15 protein-coding genes and 1 pseudogene are annotated in these 18851 nt (G+C 32.0%); 5 read left to right on the top strand and 11 right to left on the bottom strand.

Translation table 11 applies throughout. The features are described from left to right. Positions 1-3 precede the first annotated feature (3 nt). The 7 genes from IP023_RS13690 to IP023_RS13665 form a co-directional block, all read right to left on the bottom strand. Entirely contained in the window at positions 4-1173 is a 1170-nt protein-coding gene (locus IP023_RS13690; RefSeq protein ID WP_241790961.1) for a relaxase/mobilization nuclease domain-containing protein, read from the bottom strand. 10 nt (positions 1174-1183) lie between these two features. Continuing rightward, positions 1184-1681 (bottom strand): plasmid mobilization protein, encoded by a 498-nt coding sequence (locus IP023_RS13685; protein WP_241790960.1) that lies wholly within the window; start codon positions 1679-1681, stop codon positions 1184-1186. A gap of 648 nt (positions 1682-2329) precedes the next feature. Continuing rightward, the gene (locus tag IP023_RS13680; protein WP_241790959.1) at positions 2330-3310 is read right to left on the bottom strand and encodes a toprim domain-containing protein; all 981 of its coding nucleotides are present in this window, start codon (positions 3308-3310) and stop codon (positions 2330-2332) included. An 815-nt stretch (positions 3311-4125) separates the two neighbouring features. After that, positions 4126-4620, bottom strand: a complete 495-nt coding sequence (locus IP023_RS13675; RefSeq protein ID WP_241790958.1) for a JAB domain-containing protein — start codon at positions 4618-4620, stop codon at positions 4126-4128. Between the two features lie 973 nt (positions 4621-5593). Further along, a complete protein-coding gene (locus tag IP023_RS13670) occupies positions 5594-6469 on the bottom strand; it encodes an RteC domain-containing protein (RefSeq protein ID WP_241790957.1) in 876 nt (291 codons plus the stop codon). 157 nt (positions 6470-6626) lie between these two features. Further along, positions 6627-6893, bottom strand: coding sequence for a helix-turn-helix transcriptional regulator (locus tag IP023_RS15965; RefSeq protein WP_394801858.1), 267 nt, complete (start codon positions 6891-6893; stop codon positions 6627-6629). 117 nt (positions 6894-7010) lie between these two features. Next, the gene (locus IP023_RS13665; protein WP_241790956.1) at positions 7011-7892 is read right to left on the bottom strand and encodes a hypothetical protein; all 882 of its coding nucleotides are present in this window, start codon (positions 7890-7892) and stop codon (positions 7011-7013) included. Between the two features lie 356 nt (positions 7893-8248). Here IP023_RS13665 and IP023_RS13660 point away from each other — a divergent pair, with 356 nt between their 5' ends. The 4 genes from IP023_RS13660 (at position 8249) to IP023_RS13645 (ending at position 10480) form a co-directional block, all read left to right on the top strand. Then, complete coding sequence (locus IP023_RS13660; protein WP_241790955.1) at positions 8249-8635, top strand: hypothetical protein; 387 nt, start codon at positions 8249-8251, stop codon at positions 8633-8635. Positions 8636-8722: 87 nt separating this feature from the next. After that, the gene (locus IP023_RS13655) at positions 8723-9331 is read left to right on the top strand and encodes a Crp/Fnr family transcriptional regulator (protein WP_241790954.1); all 609 of its coding nucleotides are present in this window, start codon (positions 8723-8725) and stop codon (positions 9329-9331) included. Between the two features lie 102 nt (positions 9332-9433). Continuing rightward, positions 9434-9874 (top strand): MauE/DoxX family redox-associated membrane protein, encoded by a 441-nt coding sequence (locus tag IP023_RS13650; protein WP_241790953.1) that lies wholly within the window; start codon positions 9434-9436, stop codon positions 9872-9874. A 213-nt stretch (positions 9875-10087) separates the two neighbouring features. Further along, positions 10088-10480, top strand: a complete 393-nt coding sequence (locus IP023_RS13645; RefSeq protein ID WP_241790952.1) for a hypothetical protein — start codon at positions 10088-10090, stop codon at positions 10478-10480. A gap of 46 nt (positions 10481-10526) precedes the next feature. Here the strand turns inward: IP023_RS13645 and IP023_RS13640 are convergent, their stop codons facing one another. The 4 genes from IP023_RS13640 to IP023_RS13625 all read right to left on the bottom strand — a co-directional run bounded on the left by IP023_RS13640 (position 10527) and on the right by IP023_RS13625 (position 17882). Further along, positions 10527-11876 carry a RagB/SusD family nutrient uptake outer membrane protein gene (locus IP023_RS13640; RefSeq protein ID WP_241790951.1) on the bottom strand — a complete coding sequence of 450 codons (1350 nt, stop codon included), beginning with the start codon at positions 11874-11876 and terminating at the stop codon, positions 10527-10529. A gap of 9 nt (positions 11877-11885) precedes the next feature. Further along, entirely contained in the window at positions 11886-15113 is a 3228-nt protein-coding gene (locus IP023_RS13635) for a SusC/RagA family TonB-linked outer membrane protein (RefSeq protein WP_241790950.1), read from the bottom strand. Continuing rightward, the gene (locus IP023_RS13630) at positions 15106-16764 is read right to left on the bottom strand and encodes a TlpA family protein disulfide reductase (protein WP_241790949.1); all 1659 of its coding nucleotides are present in this window, start codon (positions 16762-16764) and stop codon (positions 15106-15108) included. Before IP023_RS13630 ends, IP023_RS13635 begins: the two co-directional genes overlap by 8 nt. Positions 16765-17720: 956 nt before the next feature. Then, positions 17721-17882: a hypothetical protein gene (locus IP023_RS13625; RefSeq protein ID WP_241790948.1), complete on the bottom strand. Its 162-nt coding sequence runs from the start codon at positions 17880-17882 to the stop codon at positions 17721-17723. Between the two features lie 195 nt (positions 17883-18077). Between IP023_RS13625 and IP023_RS13620 the strand changes: the two are divergent. Then, positions 18078-18851: pseudogene (locus IP023_RS13620) on the top strand (ATP-binding protein); the annotation flags it as partial.

The following is an 18851-nucleotide window of genomic DNA, read 5'->3' as shown; positions in this document are numbered from 1 at the left end:
TATTTATCGCTTTACTGAACCTGTTTTTTGTTTACCACGTCGTTTACGTCCATGCGTAGCTTCATCATCTACATCATCCGAAATGCTAACGCCTAGCATTGAAAGTATAGAATCGTATTGGATTGATTCATCAGCTTGATCAGGTAGTATCAAATTTGCTTTAAGTTGACTTGCATCGTCAATATCAGGCTCTAACTTTGCATTGTTATAAATGAATATCTCCTGCTGATTATACTCTTTGCTACCTTGCTCATCGATGTTAGTTTTAGAGATCGGGGAAATAAATTCAGCTAGCGACATAATCTCACTTCCTTTAAAAGCTGATTTAGACAGATGGTCTATCACGGTATAACCGTATGGAGCCTTGCCAGCTTTAGCATGAAAAATAACTTGTAAGCCTAATTTTTGATGTAGAAAATTTGAAAAGGGAGTACTGTAAATGTGACCTTTAAGCTGCAATGCTTTATCATATTGAGTACTGTAGCGCTGTATAATAGCACGTATTTGCATGATACGTGCTTTATCTATATTTCGAAAAGCTATAGCAGCATCAATTTTAGATAAGGCAATTTCGTTAATCATACGGCCATACTTGCTGATTTTAACTACATGCTCTTGAATTCTTAAGGCATAGCCATTGAGCTCTAGCAACAGCATAAATTGCGCTCTAGTAGAGAAGTTATAAGAAAACGCCTTTTGTAAGTGATTGGCCAAAGTAAAACCTTCATTTTCACTTATAATTTGATTTAATATGCGGTAGGCACGAAGTTTTTCGTATGTATCAGCAATCTTTTTACCATCTCTTCCAACTCGACTTGATACAATATGTACATGGTTATTTGCCGTATCTTTATGATAAATCAGTAGATAGGGCTGTTTATCATATCCCATACCCTGCATCCATTGTTCAGCAATAGTGGACAGTTCCTCTTTGCTATGCTCTCTACCCTTTGTTGATATTGCGACATGAAATTGAGGGTACTTGATACGGGTATTAGCTGCTGATAAAACTTGAAGGTAATTAATATAATCCTGTGGTTTAAGATTCTCAATACCTTGTAAAATGCCAAAATTTTTGACCAGTAATAACTCCCCTCGATTGCTATCTACTTTAGCTGTATTGTAACGTACAGCTTTAAAAGAGGCTGACTTCTTTAATATTTTAACAATCATTCGTTGCTTATTAACTATCCTTTAGTTTTCGAAGAAGGTGCCGAAGTGCTTTTTCAAGTTCAGTTTGGATATTGATATATTTTTCCAATAAGTGGTTAAAGTCAGAAACAACTTTAGGATCTATTTTCAGTTGCCTACTAAGTATATTGGAGTGTCGTGCGAGTTGATTAATGTTATTTCCTGCCCGTCCTAATTCACTACCAATTGGATCGAGCAAGGCTAAAATTTCTGATGCATTCATGCTAAACCCATTACCGCCTAGAACACGTTTACGAATAAGCGCTGTGCGATTCAGTCCAGAATCTCGTTGTAACTGCAAGAGTTTTTTGATTTCCTCATCTGTTAATTTAGCTTTAATCACATGTATACGTTTACCACTTTTCATAGTAGGTCTACCACCCCTATTTTTGTTTTGCCTTTTTTCCATAGATACTAATGTATATTTTTCCACTATTTGATAAAAAGCCAAGTTGCGCAGGTTTTTCATCCTTATTCCAAAGCCCTCCATACAGGGAGGCTGGAACGAAGGCAAGTCGGTTTTGGGGTCCCAAAAACACAACTTGCAGCTAACAAAACAAAAAAAGGATTTCAAATAAAATTATAATTTAAGATCATGTGACAACAATTTTAATGCACATTTTACCATAAATAAAAAACTAGAATAAAAATAATATAGTAAACTATCTATAAATACATTAAACTATACAAACTAAACTATATATACAATTACTTCTTATAAATTAGCTTTACATACTACAACTTGATAAACCGCTTAGCTCGATAAACAATTACGTAGCTAATTATAATTTGAATTAGCCTGCTAAGTAGTAGATAACTTATTAAATTGCTCGCTCTATTTGCCAATTGTTAAACAAATTAGTCGGCTAATCAGACAAATAGATAGTTTGCTAATTAATGTATCAGCCAATACATTAGTCTATAGGCCCTGAGTCTAGCTATTTTGCTATAGAATTAGTTAGCTTATTGATTAGTTAATAAGCTAACCAAGCATTTAGTCAGTAAAATTGATAATCATCTCATTTATTAGCTAATAAGTTAGCCAAGGGTTTAGTCAGAAAAATTGCTAATCATCTTATTGATTAGCCAATAAGCTAGTTAACCGTTGAGTTACTAAACATGCTAATTAGCTTATGTATTACCTTCTATAGCTAGCCATCATCTTTTCATATATATTCTCTTCTTCATAGAATAGCTGATTGCTTTGCCTTGCCATTAACATTTCATTATAATCTTTATATTTAAAATAAATACGTGAACAATCTATTGCATTTGGAATTGAGGCTTTCAAACTAGCAAATGCACACTCACCAGCTTTATCACGATCAAAATATACCTTTACTATTGGAAAAGTAATTGCTTTTGAAACGGCTGCATCTAATAAATTAACAGAATTCAAGACCATAATAGTATCAGCAGCATCTGGGTTATCAATTTTCCAACTTAGGTAATCTAAGTAGCCCTCAAACATAGAAACTTCCTTGCTACTGCCTGGAATTGTTGTTATTGCTTTTTTTCCTAAACATGCTTTAAAGCTACGCTCAGCTATCTCATTACGAAGTTCCCATCCTCCACTATCATTTTGCCAACCTGCAGAAAAAAATTGTCGACCTGCTTTTGGACCGGTTTTAATAGCATAATAAACTTCTTTTATATGATCCTTAGCAACATCCCAAATACCTCTACTTTTTAAGTAACGACTTATTGCTGGATGGGTATCCAATTCTTTGATTGTTTCAATTTCGTAGTTCGGAACTTTAGATGCTCTAATTCGTGGGCGCCTTTGCTGTACCTGAACTTCTTGAAGTTCAGAAAGCGAAATATTCATAACATCAGAAATCTTTTTGAGTACATCAATAAATGGCATAGGGTACCAAAATGCTAAAGCGAAGTCTATGATATTTCCACCTTTAATACCAGAAGGATTAGCGCCACCATGATCATACCAGACACCAAGTCTTTCATCAACACAAAATGAAGCTGTTTGCTCTTGGCGAAGCATACTTTTATAAAACAATTCTTTACCAGAGCTATACTCTGCATTATGTCCCAATTTGGCCAATAGATCGACCAAGGCCACGTGATCTTTGATCTTTGTAGCATTATTCCATGTTACCATTTTGATGATTTTTTGTGTATAATTAGATTATCGAAAAGAAAAACTAAGTTCCCTATACCTATAAAAGGGAGCACTCAAATTAGAGTTACTCCCTTTTATAGGTATAAATTAACAACCTTATTCTACTGTTATAATAATCGTTTTACGGATTGGGAATACTCACGTAGGTATCTACATACCTGCCGAAACCGGCTGCCTATGGTTCATCGATTTTTCAATTCGACTGCACTATAATTTCTGTTAATTTATCAGAAATGCTTCTTCCCTCAATGTCAAAGAACGAATCTTTTATTGAGATCAAAGTTGATAAGACTATAGAGGGACTTTTCACAAGGTGAGCATATTGGCATCGATTTATTTCAGAAAAAAATCGATAAAAAAACAAATAAAAAACGCTAGATATGCTTTTATAATGGTATTATTTAAAGAGCATACTATGATAACGACTCTATAACTATAAGTATTTCCTATTTAGGTATTTTACAGTTTAATCTATACCAATATGAATTAATTGGTATAAATTTTTTTTAACAGGAAACCTATGTTTTTGAAAATAATTAATAGTAGATAATGGCTCAGCCTCTCCCATTTCCAATAGTATACGTATGAAGCTGAGCTATTAAAAAACATGATGACTATAGAATATTATTACCATACTGACGTGCTTTCATCAAAGCACCTTATACAAAGGCTAATGAATAAGAAAAAGTATTAAGAAATCAAGCTTTTGAATAGGTCAACATATAATAGCTTTACTTCTTTCAAAATCAAAAGAAATAAGACTGAATATAAATTACTTTAAATAAATGAAGAGCTTATAATAGCCCTTCATCTCGAAAAGAGTAATAACCCGATTCTGTTAATATGATATGATCATTTACTCTAATAGAAAACAGTTCACCTGCTTGAACAATTTTTTCTGTAAGAATCTTATCTGCTTGACTTGGTTTAAGCGTTCCAGATGGATGATTATGAGCAATTACAATTGATGTAGCTCTAGATAATAGGGCTATTGAAAACAATAACCTAAGATCTACAACAACGGCATCTAAACCTCCTTCTGAGATCTTCTGATATCCTAGTAGATCTAAGCCTGTGGAGAAACAAAGTAAGTAGAAACTTTCCCTAACTTCCAATTGACCTTCATCCCAAATTTCGCGAAGAAGGTTACTTACTTTGGTTGAGCTATTCAATTGCTTAAATTGGGGATCATTTAATTGAAGCGATCTTTTATAAGAAAGGCTTAATTCATTAACAATAATGTTTTCATTGCTGTTTAGTAGTTCTTTAAAGTCTAAAAAAGTTTGCATAATGTAACGCTTTAAGGTGAAAAAATTAATTAACACCTGTGCCCTACGAGACAAAAGATTGACCAAGCAAAGGAAATTGCTAAAAAAATGAACGTAGTGAGGAGGCTCCGTTCTCAAAAGAACGGATACCCATTTTTTTAATAATTTTATTGTGTGTGTTTGCCTAGTGAAATGGAGCGCGTCAATCTGGTGAAGTAACTTTGTGTTCTATTAATTGAATAACCTAGCCCTGAGAGCCCTCCTATTTATCAGGGCCTTAGTCCAAAGACTACTCAAAATGCTATCTTGGCCGAGGATTAGACTAAACAGAACTCTATCTGCTATGGTAAGCCATTATGCTGCATAATTAGCCCAAATATTAAATCTTAATTAGTTTAATAAATATGTCGCGACAGATAAATGAAATAATAACCTCTAAATTTGAGAATATAAATTTAATAATTACTTTTTACTAAAAATTTTAGTAAAAAAATATCGTGCAATTAAATTGGAACAAAAGAAATATCATTTGATATTGCATTAATAATATCAACAGAACGAGTTAATAACTATTGGATTGTTTGCGAATAATCTAAATCTTACTTCAGACCGGAAGAGTTTGAGATTGGTTAAAATTGTACTATACTAATAATAGATTTTGCAATGTTAATGATTTTAAGATTGTTGATGGCATTATATGCGATAAGATTAACTGCACTAAGGGTTAATATTGCGAACAATTAACAACAAGAGTTATTAAATAAAATAGAGAACTATTCTGCTGATTTTAAATTCCGTAAATAATGGACAACCACTTACTAGATTATATTCAAGATATACCCAATCAAGTTCGTGTACACTTTAATGTTGACCAAAAAGATCAATTAATCTATATTGGCAAAAGGAAGCATATCAAAAAAAGATTAATACAGTATTTCAAATGTAAAGAGTACTGTGTACATAGTTTATAATTAGATCTTAAACTAGTAAACATTTAAAGTTCTTTTTTCGTAGTTAACTTATGTCCAAAGCCACTTTCTATATGTGATTTTAAAGTTACTTTCATTTCATCTAAAAACTTAGTATGGCTTACCAACTTGCGACGACTTATATCTGTAAACATACGATAGGATTGACCTAGATCAGTATTTAAACTATTTTCTAACCAAGAAATGATTTCTCCAAGCTCTGCTTTTCCTCCATTTATTCTTTTAGAGTGATATAAGGCATATGCTAATTCTACTAATTCAATTTTATTACCAGACCAAGATCGGCGCTGTTGTACCAATTCCTTTTCAAGAAAATCTATCTCTCTTTTTTTATCTAATTCTTTCACTTTTCGCACTAGGCAATCACGTAACATTTCATAGGCTTTGAATTTAGCAAAAAGTAAATCTAAACTGCTTGTAAAGCTATCCATTTTAGCTGTAAGCTTTAATTCTGCAGGTAGATGTCTTAAATTTCTACTTAAAAAGAAATCAGTATCTCTGCTATTATCATCTGCTAAATAATACTGGTAATATAATCCATAGCGTTCAAAAAATCTATTAATAACTTTTAATTCATGCAAATAATACTTCTTTATCGTCTGATCTGTACTTATGGGGATCAAATTAATCACATGATGTAGCTCTATAATATAGATATGCCAGCTTTGAAACTGTGGCTTTATATACTTAAAAAAATGAATTTCTGCTTTATCATTTTCAAAGGGATTGCAAACTATACTATTTTGTAATTCTGATAAACACTTGAGTGTAATGTTCACGGAGTTTGAAAGATCAAGAACTGTACTTATTAATGGATCATTAATACGTCTCAACTCTTTAAGCATTCCTTCATATATTGATTCTAGATACAATGAGTTCATAGGACTAAATGTTAAAAGGTATGTGAACTTGAATTCATCATCTTAAAATTAGAGATATGTCATAACAGTTTATAATTATGGCTAAAAATGGCACATAAAGGCATTTTACTATGCCAAAATGTGCCATCTAATAAGGATCTAATTACCCATAAATATTTTAATACCGTCCTTTATTCTTACTTTGCTCTAATACGTTTTGTAAGTCATCAGCATAATAGTAATGCCTACCTCCTATTATTCGAGGCTTAAGTTCTCCTCTTTGAACTAATCGATAGTAAGTCCTTCTAGAGATCCGAAGATATAATAGCACATCTTCAACGTGAAGAATAATTTCTTTATTATCAATCGGCTTAGTGTGTTGATAATGATTTAATTGACTATTAATTTTTGTTAATAAGTTTACTAATACAACTTTAAATTCCATAGAAATTGCTTATTGAAATAAGTTTGAAGCACAAGCTTCTTACTTGAACATTGAAAAATAGAAAGTACTAAGCCCAGTACCTAATCAAACATGTTACCTACTTTCAACTATTAATAATTAAGCATCTATATTCCCCTTATTATCTTTTATCCATTGTTTAACATCTTTTTTATAAGATCTGCCAATATATAGACTTGGTTTATTTCCTAACTGATTCTGGGCATTTGGTTCCTGGAAGGCTTTGCAGTTATAAAATTTCTCCTGTAAATCCTCGAGCAGTGCTATAGAGTCCTCATTGTTTTCTCGCTGTATATCTTTGATAAAAAATGTATTAACCCAAATCCATCGATTAATCTGGATGATGGTATTCTCTTGAATAAAAAGATCTATAACCAAAGGATCACTAACAAATAGTTCGCAGGTTCCATCATCTCGAAACAAAAATGTATTACTCTTACGTTTTCTAATTAAAACAACATGTAATAACATATCTGCTAGTTCCCTTTTAAAAGTTTCTTGTTTATCTATTTCAATTACAAAAGAGTTAACCGCTATTCCAGAGGTAGGTTCTTCAGCTAGTTTAGATTCGGAATCTATTGGATGATTTGTATCTAATAAGAGAATATTAAGCGATTCTTGAGTTTGTTGGTAACGTTTATAAAAACACATAGCAATAAAGGCAATAGTTGTGCTATACAAAACAATCATTAAAATAAAATATTCTGTATCCATATAGCCAGTTTCCATGAAATCTATCCCTAATAGGCCAAAAAGCTCTTTGACTAAAAACAAAATTATGGCACTAGGAATCCATACCCCTAATGAAAAACGCAAAATCAAAAAGATAAGAATTGAATTTCTTGTTGAGTATTGTAATTTTTGATTTAGAAAGGCAGAATAACTAAAATAGCCATAAAAGCAAATGGCGCCTGATACTAGCATTAACCAGAATTGAAAGCTTTGGATAGCAGTTGCTAAGAGAATGGTCTGCCTTGCCATTAAAATGTAATATGATAAAATGAATGCTCCTAAAGCAAATATTACTGTTTTTATATGTTTAGAAAAAAACTTCATAAGCAGACGCCATAGTGTAATGTGTTGAAATATAAGTAATTCAAAACACACAACAAAACACACAACAAAACACCTACCCACAAAAAAGGCAAATAATTAAGAATAAAAATGTTGTTGAGGTATATTTTCCCCAAGAGCAATATGGGTATAATATTTACTAAATTAACATAATTGATGTAGTTCGGGATTTCAAGATGTTCTTAGGGCACATCCGAAGCTAAAGCCTAATCCAACAACCTTTACATCAACCTAGATTTGTAATACTAACAAAACATAATAAAATGGAAAAACAGCCTTTAACAAATTTAGGTATTGCGACATTGATCGCAAACCTTTATGCCCTATCACAGGAAGACTTGCAAATTGAAATAGATTCAATTGCAATAAATTTTGATTCATGGATTATAAGCCACATAATCCTAAACCCTTCCCAAGAGTCATACTTAACCAATCTTCCATTACTACTCAAAAACCAGTTAAAAGACAAACTAACTGAAAGTTTAACAAATCGTAATTCAATAGTTTTTACCAAAGATGAAACTAATGGTAACAAGGAAGGGCGAGGTAAATTATTTGGTGTTGATCAAATAAACAATTCTCGATATTCTGAAGATCTAGAGCTAATAATGAATAGCACATTATATGTATCTATAAGTTATTCAATTTAACGAAAGCAATATTCCCCTTCATAGCAATAGGAAGTCTAAGCCCCTTCCTATTGTATTTAACAATGTCCAAAACTTAATCAAAATAAAATGACAATTATCAGAAACAACAATCCGAGCTATTTGGCACTTTTAAGATTTTGGAAAAAGCACTGCCTCTTAGAAAAGTGGCATATAGACTGGTTAAAGCAAAATATCGAAGTAATTCCAGCACTATCCAAAGATGAAATATTATATGTAGAGGGTGAACGACAGAAAAACTTGTACTTTGTAAGTCGAGGAGCATTAGCGAGAATTAGATATGATGGTAATTATAAAATATACATCTTAAGTTTAGCACTCCCAGAAATGGCTATGATGAGTACGACACACCTTTACAGCCATACACCATCTATAGGCAATATTATAGTACTACATGCGAACACTAGGGTTGTACGAATATCCTATAATTCGATAAAATATGTACAGCACATCCCGGAAGTGAACACCCTAATTAGCATACTTAATAATAAGAAGAAAAAGCAGCTAGCACAATTGCGAATACTTAGTACGATCAATAGCCCAACTGATCGATATTTATATTTCATTAAAAACCTTAAGGATTTAAAAAACCAAATCACGCACAAAGAAGTGGCCCAACTTTTAGGTATTTCAAGAGCATCCATATTTCGAGCATCCAATACATGGAGAAATAAGTAAAACACCCAATATTTAATACCAATAGTGCGTACTATTTTTTAATAAAACAGTTTTGAATTTTACAATAGATAAGAAAATCATCTATTTAAATATTTTGAAACTATGAAAAAGCCACTATATATACTTCAAGGTATCACTATCCTTTTATTAATACTTTGGATACCAACTAGCCTAAATAAGCTATTAGATTTTGAATCATTCAAACAAGATATAAACAAGCAGCCTTTTAATATCATCCTTGCCAAAGTAATTATTTACAGTATCCCCTTATTAGAAATCTTGACAGTAATCCTAATAGTAATACCAAAATATCGACGTTTGGGCTTCATCTCATCTACTTTTCTGATGAGCATATTTACGCTATACATTGCTAGTGCACTGTTATATGTATGGGATAAACTACCATGTGGTTGTGGATTAATACTATCACAATTGAATTGGCAAGAACATCTTTGGTTCAACCTTACTTTTTTACTGTTAAGCATAGCAGCTTGGTACTTAGAAACAGTAGTAAATAAGAATCGCATATCTGATAAATCATAGAATTCTATATACAACTAAATATACAATCAAAGCGGCGCCTAGATTCTAGGTTAATTTAGGCAAAGGGCATCGCCAGCCAAATGGTCTTCTAGTTATCTAAAAGTATACTTTCAGGCATCGTACAAAAAATGAAAGCTACAGGATAACCAAAATGGACTAACCTACAAGCTAGTCCAATTAAATAAAACAAATAACCACAGTAAATCAATTACTATGAAAAAAATCAAAAATTATGCAATGGCTTTGGTAGCCTTAGTTATTGCAATTGGATCAATGACATTGATGTCATTTACTAAAAAAGAATCACTTTTAGCTCCTGTAACAATCTATTTCCATGGAGATTCCTCAAACCCAGCTGAAGTAGCAGATGAGTCGTTTTGGAATGATCAACCTAATGGACTTACATGTAACACTGGTTCCACTCGTGCTTGTGCTATGATCGTTGAACAAACAGACCTTAGTCCTTCACCAGAGAATCCATCAATTCAAGAATTAGATCCTTCAAAATTTCAATTAAGTGCCCAATTAACAACACCGAATAATTATATCCCTAATAAATCCGGTGGCTCGAGCAGCACTCCTTTGAATGCACAAAATAGAAACTAGTCTAAAGCAAAAAATGATCCCCTAATCGGGGATCATTTCTATTCTTTTAGTACGGATTTTGAGGCATTCCAGATGATTGTATTACGTCTTGTGGCAGCGGTAATGCAAATCTATTATCATTTGCAGGAAGCGTATAAGTTTCACCATTCAACTTTCTCACGATAGAAATTGATCCATTTAACACATTTAGACGCTTAATGTCAATCCAGCGTAGGCCCCTCATCAATAATTCCTTTCTTCGCTCTTCAAGAATAGTATTAACTAAAACATCATTATCGTCAGTTGCTAGAGCAACATACCTACCAGTTATCCAACGCTTTTGTAACAACGTATTTAAATCATTTAATGCACTTGATATATTATTTAATCTTGCAGCACTCTCTGCTCTGATTAAATACAACTCATCTGTTGCAATACCGCCAAATAAATCAATTGAACCACAATAACTACCTTTAAATTGAAAATAACCATCCCCAGTTTGACTAAAGTATATATCCTTCCTTAAATCATCTACATGATAAGAATTATATAAAAGTGTATCAATCGAAGCATAAAAAGGATGAATATTAGGATACATAGGAGCTAATTGAGCATAGTATATAGTCTCCTTATTAAACCTTTCCAATGGATAAGGGCTAGTTTTTGTTAATTGATTAAAATCAATTAACTCATTATTACTTTCTAATGCTTTATCGGCATAATAATAAGCAGAATCATATACTGACATACTAAGATATGTCCTTGCTAGTGAAGCAAAAGCTGCACTTTGCGAGGGTCTCATTACATGAGTTGATACTTTTGGTAGATATTTAACAGCATCTTTTAAGTCATTTAGTATAAAATTATACGATTCCTCTACAGAAGCTCTCTTGGAAGTTTCATTAGGATTTGAGCTACTACGAAGAACAACTCCCAGATCACTAGAACTGGTATTTGGATTATATGCTTTAGCAAATACCCATACTAAACTAAGCAGTTGACTTCCTCTTACATATAGTGCAGATCCTTTAATCCTATTAAATTCATCTTTATTTGATTCCGTTATGGCGAGTTTTTCTAAACCTTCTAATACTAAATTCGAAGTATATATTGGAATATAAGCTTTCGCCCAATCATTATTGAATAAATAATTAAAATTCCTCCAAAGGTATAAATCCCTAGCATCGTCAGAAAATTGTTCAAAAACTGTTGTTTTTAAAAAGTAATCATCAGCTGATATTTCTCCATTAGAGCACATATTAAAATTAATGAAACTATTTGCATCTAAAAGCTTTTGAAAGTCGTCAAGTGATTTTGGAACGACTAATGCATTATTGGATTGAAGATCCAAATACTTATTGCATCCTAACATTAGAAATAATGGCAAGAATAGTAGTATATATGTTTGCTTTTTCATAATGATAATTTAAAAATTAGCTCTAAAACCAAACCCAAATCCTCTTTGAGGTTTTAGATTATATTTATACTCTGGATCAAATCCTTCATCGTTGGCTGTCCATAACAGACCAAGATTATTCGCATTAGCAAATAGTTCCAAAAAGCCGCGATTAGAAAAGGATTTTAATTTGGGTCTATAACTCAGATTAATATATTCTAACCTAACATGACTTCCATTTAACACATTAATCTCTGACATTGCATAAAAGGTGTCACGATATTCATTAATTGGATACAATAAAGATGGCACATTGGTTAAATATTCATCGCCAGGATTTTGCCATCTTTTCTCAAAATCAGGATAAGCTATTCCTCTAGTATACAGATTACTACTTCTAGTAACAGGTTTACGTACTTTGTATCCCGCTTTATAGCTTATATTTACCGAAAGAGAAAACTGCTTATAGTCAAACCTATTTATTAACGCTCCAAAATACTGCGGCTTCGCTGAACCTAGATAAACAATATTTGATGCATTAGCAGATGAAGCTTCTAATCTTATATCATTATAATTGGTGCTTTCTTCTCCTTGGTAATAACCAATCGGATTACCTTTATCATCTAAACCAGCCCATCTATAAGCCGCTAAAGAATAAAGGGGACTACCTACAATAGGCGTAATCGTATTACCATCAGTCAAAAGAGTACTTATATTACTTCCATACCTACTATAATATTTCGTTGTCTTATTTCGATTATGACTAAATAATAAGGATGTACCCCACTGTACTATACCGGTAGTATTGATACTGTTCAAATTCAACTCTACCCCCTTGGATAGCATAGATGCTGTATTTTTAACAATAGTTCCATCTACTCCCCAAAGAGTATAGTCATAAATATCTAAGCCGTATAAATCATTCCCATTTTTAATATAATAGTCCAAGTTACCCGTTAGTCTATTATTTAATAATGACCAATCGACTCCAAAATTAAGCGTGCTTATTTTCTCCCATCTTAAAGATGGATCATTCAAACTTCCAATCACCAATGCTGGATAATTGGTATAAAGTCCAGTTGTAGGGTTTGCTATAGGAAGAGCTGTTTTTCGCAAATCTACATTGCCACTAACACCATAAGTAGCTCTTATTTTTAATTGCTGAAACACGCTTGGTTTAAAAGATTCATTTGTGATATCCCAAAATAAACCAGATGACCAAAATGGTGTCCATTTATCATTTGTATCTGCACCAAATATATTGGCGCCATCTCGTCGAACACTAGCCGATAAGCCATATTTTTCTTTATACAATAGACTAAAATTACTATATAATGAGCTAAATCTATTAATAGTTTTAGAAAAGAAAGGTACTCCAGAAATCGTAGACGAACTATTCGTTGGTAAGATTGGAAAATAACTCACAAAATCTACTGGAATACTTTTCAATGGATTATCGGTATAACCATAAGCAGTAAATGTTTCACCATTCGACTGACTTTCTCTGATCTCAGCTCCAACAATCCCCAATAAGCGATAATTACCCCATTGTTTATCTACATCAGCTTGCGCTCTCAAAGTGTAAGATGAAACCTCATTTTTTTCAGAAGATCTTATACCTCCCAGCGGAACTTTATAGGTAACTACTCCTGTTTGTTGGTTTACTTGAGAAAACTGATTAATCATTAAACGCGCAGCATAGCTTTCCTGTGTATGAAGTCGATTATTATCTATTTTTTGATACTGATATTGTCCTGCAACCTGTAAATTAAGAAAAGGTAACACTTTGAATCCAATTCTTAGATTCGGATAGAATTCATTTAACCTAGTATTAATTGTGCTATGCTTATAATCTTCTGTCGGATAATACTTCCAATCTAATAAATAATCACTTAAATAAGAATCAATAAACTCTTTACGATAAGAATTATAAAAAGGTAAACCATTACCATCTAAATCTCTAAAACTTCCATATGGTACCCTCTTCCCCCCATATGTAAAAGACTCGTAAGGAAGTCTTCCACTATTAACAGTTTGATCTGTAAAGATAAATGATAAATCAAGTTGTAGATTTTTAAAGGGTTTATAGCTATTTCCAGCCGTTATATGCATTTTATTCGAATAATTAGCATAAGCATTTTTATCATTTGTATAACCAAACCCAAGGTTATACGAATTCAAAGCACTATTACCACGAATACCTACTCCATATTGTTGTATGATGGGTTGTATTAAAAACTCTTTTGTATAAGACTCTTTAAGGTCGCTTGCTATAAGCTCCTGCATTAAGCGTAAGGAATCTTCACTACTTATTGTATTCAGGCTACGCTGATAAAGAATTTCTGTAGCTGGTGTAATGGCAAGATATGGTGTTCGTTGCAGCTGTCTAGTATAATATCCAGACTTAAACAACATTTGCTCTACAGCTATAAAATCGCTTGTATTAGGCTGATATAAATCAAACAATGCCGGTTTCTGTTTCAAGGTGAAAGTACTATTAAAAGATATTTCGTTATTAACCCCAGCTTTTGCTTTTTTCGTAGAGATAACAATTACGCCATTACCAGCTCTTGCCCCCCAAATTGAGGTTGCCGCAGCATCCTTTAAAATACTTATAGATTCAATATTATTGGGATCAATATTGTTTATATTGCCTTCATAAATGAAACCATCAAGGACTATAAGTGGATCTAACATACCATTAATAGTGCTCATACCTCGAACAGAAATATTAGTTTTTTGAAGATCAGTATTCTGTATAGGTTCATTATCAAACCTAACTGCTGTACTAATATTGTTTAACCTTTCTAAAATATTAGTCCCAATCTGCTGATTTAAAGCTTTCTCATCCAATACCTGAATAGCTCCTGTAGTTTCATTAGGTTTAAGCTGCTGGTAACCTGTATTGATTAATACTTCATCCAATACTTTAGAACTCGTAGTTAATAAAGCTTCTAAAGGCTTTTTACTACTACTTGTAATTGGCAATAAATAGTTTTCAAAACCAATATGCTTCAATATCAAAGTATCAATCGGAGAGGAAACTAAAATTGTAAAAAAACCGCGATGGTCAGTTTGCACACTTGATGCTAAACGCTTACTTTGAATATTAACACCGCTAATTGGAGACTTATTAATTCTATCCAATACATATCCATCAATCTTATAGGACAGTTCAGTTTGAGAACCTATCTGTCCATATATAAGACTAATTGTAAAGAGGGATAGTAATAATGCACATAAAATACTCTTAACCATGATTGTAAGATTTAAATTCTACATAAACTATATTTTCTCGTTTGGGAATGAAGTCAATCCCATATTGGGACAGAAAAGCCAAAATTTCCTCTTCAGTCATTGTCTCAAATGGTTTAGAAAAATATATATCTATTTTTAAATTGGGTACTGCATCCATTATTATAGGCAGTGATATATACTCTCTCATTCCTAGAATAAAGGCATATAATGACATGTTTTTATAATATAGAGGACCTAATTCAGGGTTCATTTGTCTTTCTTCAATTTTCCCATCACTTTGGTGTAGGTAGATCTTATCGTTTACGTGAACACCGTATACATCTTTTTCAGCCATGCCCCTATACAGTACTAGATTAAATTGCTGTTTAAGAAGATTCTGAATTTTAAATTTGACATCATTATGCTCAAGTTTATCATTGGTCAAAAATTCAAAACAAAACATATCATATTGGCTGCTATTAAGTAGTAACTTTTTTGTATTTGCATTTAAGTTCTTGTCATAGATGAAATACTGTAGTGGAACTCCATTTAACTCGTCAGGATATGCCATATAACACAACGAATTGAGATACTGATTAATAAATTGAAATCTATGATAATTGCCATATCTAGTAATCGTTCCAGCATCAGCTTGTGCACCTTCAACATAATTCTTAAACACATTCCGTTGAATAAGACCTAAAGTGTCTATTCCAAATGCAGAAACTGTAGATAAGTGTTCATCTATTTTTTGATGAATAGCAGAAGTATTCCCTGCTAAAACTTCACTTATATAATTATAATTAACTTCATTGGGATGGGTATTGGCTAAAAAAGCACCATCAGAATTAATCCAAACAAAATGCGGGATTCCTACATGAGGAAATAGGTCTTGCAAATACTCATCAAGAACCAACATTGGTTGAGCTATTTCATACGAACTGGTATATCGATCCACAAAAGATGCTATTTTGTCTTTAGAATCTTTTGTTTTTGAACAATTGACAAGTATAAAATTAATATCAGGACTAAACTTTTTTTGTAATAAATCAACCTTTGGAAAGCCTTCGATACAACTCTTACACCAAGTCGCCCAAAAATCAAAAATTAATAGTTTGCCTTTGTATTCACTAAGATTCTTACGTATGGTATCACCATTAACATAGAATAAATGTTCCTTAGTCCAAAAGTTATCAGGTACCTTCTCTCCAATTTTTAATGGAGTATTCGCAATAGTAGTACTATTGACATTTTGTCCTCGTACAGGTATTATAATTAATTGGGTAAATAACAGTAAAAAACCTGTAAGCAGGTGAACAGTATTATTAGTAATCATCACCTTACTATTGTTAAAAGAAGGATAGAAAAAAGCGATCAAAGTAGAAGGCCAATTAAATTCCAAAGATTTACAGTTTTCATCTTTTCTAGATCTTTTTTGTTTCTCGAAATTCAAGTGCTCTTCTGCGTCCAAAGCATACTTTAACTTCAACTGGTATTCATATATCAGCGATGCTAAATACTTTGCATAGCCTTCTCTATCATTTGTCTTTAATACTTTTAAAGCTAATTTCCCCATTTTAACAATAAATAATATGGATAAAGACTTTAATATGTTAGCATGAGGAACCCGCCGAATGAGCAGTCCTCTTCTAACCCAATAAAAATTCATCATAATTTTAGGTTTTAAATATTTAATCAAAATATTATGATAAGTCTCTATAAGTCTTAGTGAGCCGGTATTTAGTAACGGCACTAACTACTGACATCAACCTAGAACTTTGCTAACTAAACATAATACTATGAAAATTGAACACTTAAAAAGCACCGACCAGTCATATCGACTAGCAATACATAGATATATGTGCAATAACACTTGGAAGGAATAGAAAAGATTGGTATTTTTAGAGTGCAAAAATAAAAGTAACCTAACCGATCTAAGACCTGTATCTGCTATGCTGTATATATGAGTCATGCCCTTTGTAACAAAAGAGCCGGTGCGGACAAATCGGGATGGGGCAAGCTTTCATGCATACAAAATAAGTATGGCTGCAGCCCTCTCTCCTTTTCTGTCTTTTATTGCTGTTATTATTCGGGATGCCGGATAACGTTCTTTCTTAAGTGATGGATAGCAATCCTGCTTTGATTACAGATCAAAGTAAAGGATGTATTGGTACTGTTGGTTTTCGTTTTCATAGTTCTCATAGTTTATAAATATGGTTTATGATAACGATGGTACTCCAGAAGCAGATTAGATAAGCAATATTGGCTGGTTAAATACCAATAGGGCGAGCTCCAAAGCTTTTGAACGCGGTACGACCAAGCACCCATAACTCAAGAGTTATGTCCACAAAAGACTTACATGAAGTCCGCCCTATTAGACTAATATCGCTAAGATATAAAAATCTAATAGAAATGGCGAACCCACGGTTATCTCATGTGGAATATTGGTCGTTTTCGTTCATGAGTAACATCGTTACGGTTAAAGCATAGGCTTTTTCCGTTTCGCTATTAATTGATATACAAATATATAAAACAAAATCAACTATTCGCTATAGCGAACAATATTTTTTAAAAAATATTTATGGTCATAGAAACTAAAATTTTAAACCTAAATAAAAGCATTTGCAATTATATAAAACAAAGATTTTTCTCTCCATTTAAAATCAATGGAGAACCAATTAGTCTTAACAAATATGCATACGCTTGTAACCTATCATCTTCTACAATTTCAAAGATAAATGAAGGTAATGGATACAATATTCCAGTATCTACAATAAATTCTATATGCATTTTAGAGAAAATATCCTTATCTAATTTTTTTATAGAGTTTGAGAAGTACTTAAAAGAAAAAGACAGAAATACAAACTAGTATAATGAATCGACTAGAAGAAATTTATCAAAGCCAAATACGCCTATAGAGATTATTTGGTGTAAAATGTATTACGTTAAACAAGTTGTTGCCAATAATACTAAAATACAGAACTTATGAGTGACGATTTATCTAATTATATAATTGCCCAAGACCTATCATTTGTTGGAATTTTAAGTGACATAAAAAAATCTCCAACTAGTTTATCTCCAGTTTTTGAAGCTTTTACCAATGCTTTAGAATCAATAAAAATTAAAAAAAGTGAAGATAAAGAATTTGGTAATGGTAAAATCGTAATTTCAATCTACGCAAACGAATTAACAGATAAGACCTCAGAATTTCAAGCAATTGAAATCTTAGACAATGGTATTGGCTTTAATGAGAATGAATTTAAAAGATTTAATACTTTTAAAGACAATTCAAAAGGATTCAAAAATTTAGGTTCTGGAAGAATTCAATATGTCCACTTTTTTGATAGAACAATAATTAAAAGTGTTTTTAAAAATAATGATAAATACTTTGAGCGAGAATTTATTTTGTCAAAAAGCAAACCTTTCTTAAATAATAATGCAATTGTTAAACAGAATCATTGCCGAGAAACAAACGAAAAGGAAACTTACTCAAAAGTTTTATTTACAGGTCTTCTTGAACAAAGCAACATTTATAATTCATTAACCGATAAAAAATTTAAAGAGGAATTACTTAAAAGATACTTGCATTACTTTTGTTTTAACGCAAACGATATTCCTGAAATTATTATTGACTTTTATATATTTGGCAAGTTAGAATCTTCCTCTACTTTAACAAAATTTGATATTCCTCAATATGATAAAAAGGAAGATATTATTATAAATTATAGCAAACGAAGTAAAGATGCTACTGCAATCGAA

This window comes from Sphingobacterium rhinopitheci (genome assembly GCF_022627575.1).
Classification (GTDB): Bacteria; Bacteroidota; Bacteroidia; order Sphingobacteriales; family Sphingobacteriaceae; genus Sphingobacterium; species Sphingobacterium rhinopitheci.
Note: the sequence above shows the minus strand (reverse complement) of the source record. Positions and strands in the feature narration are given on the sequence as shown.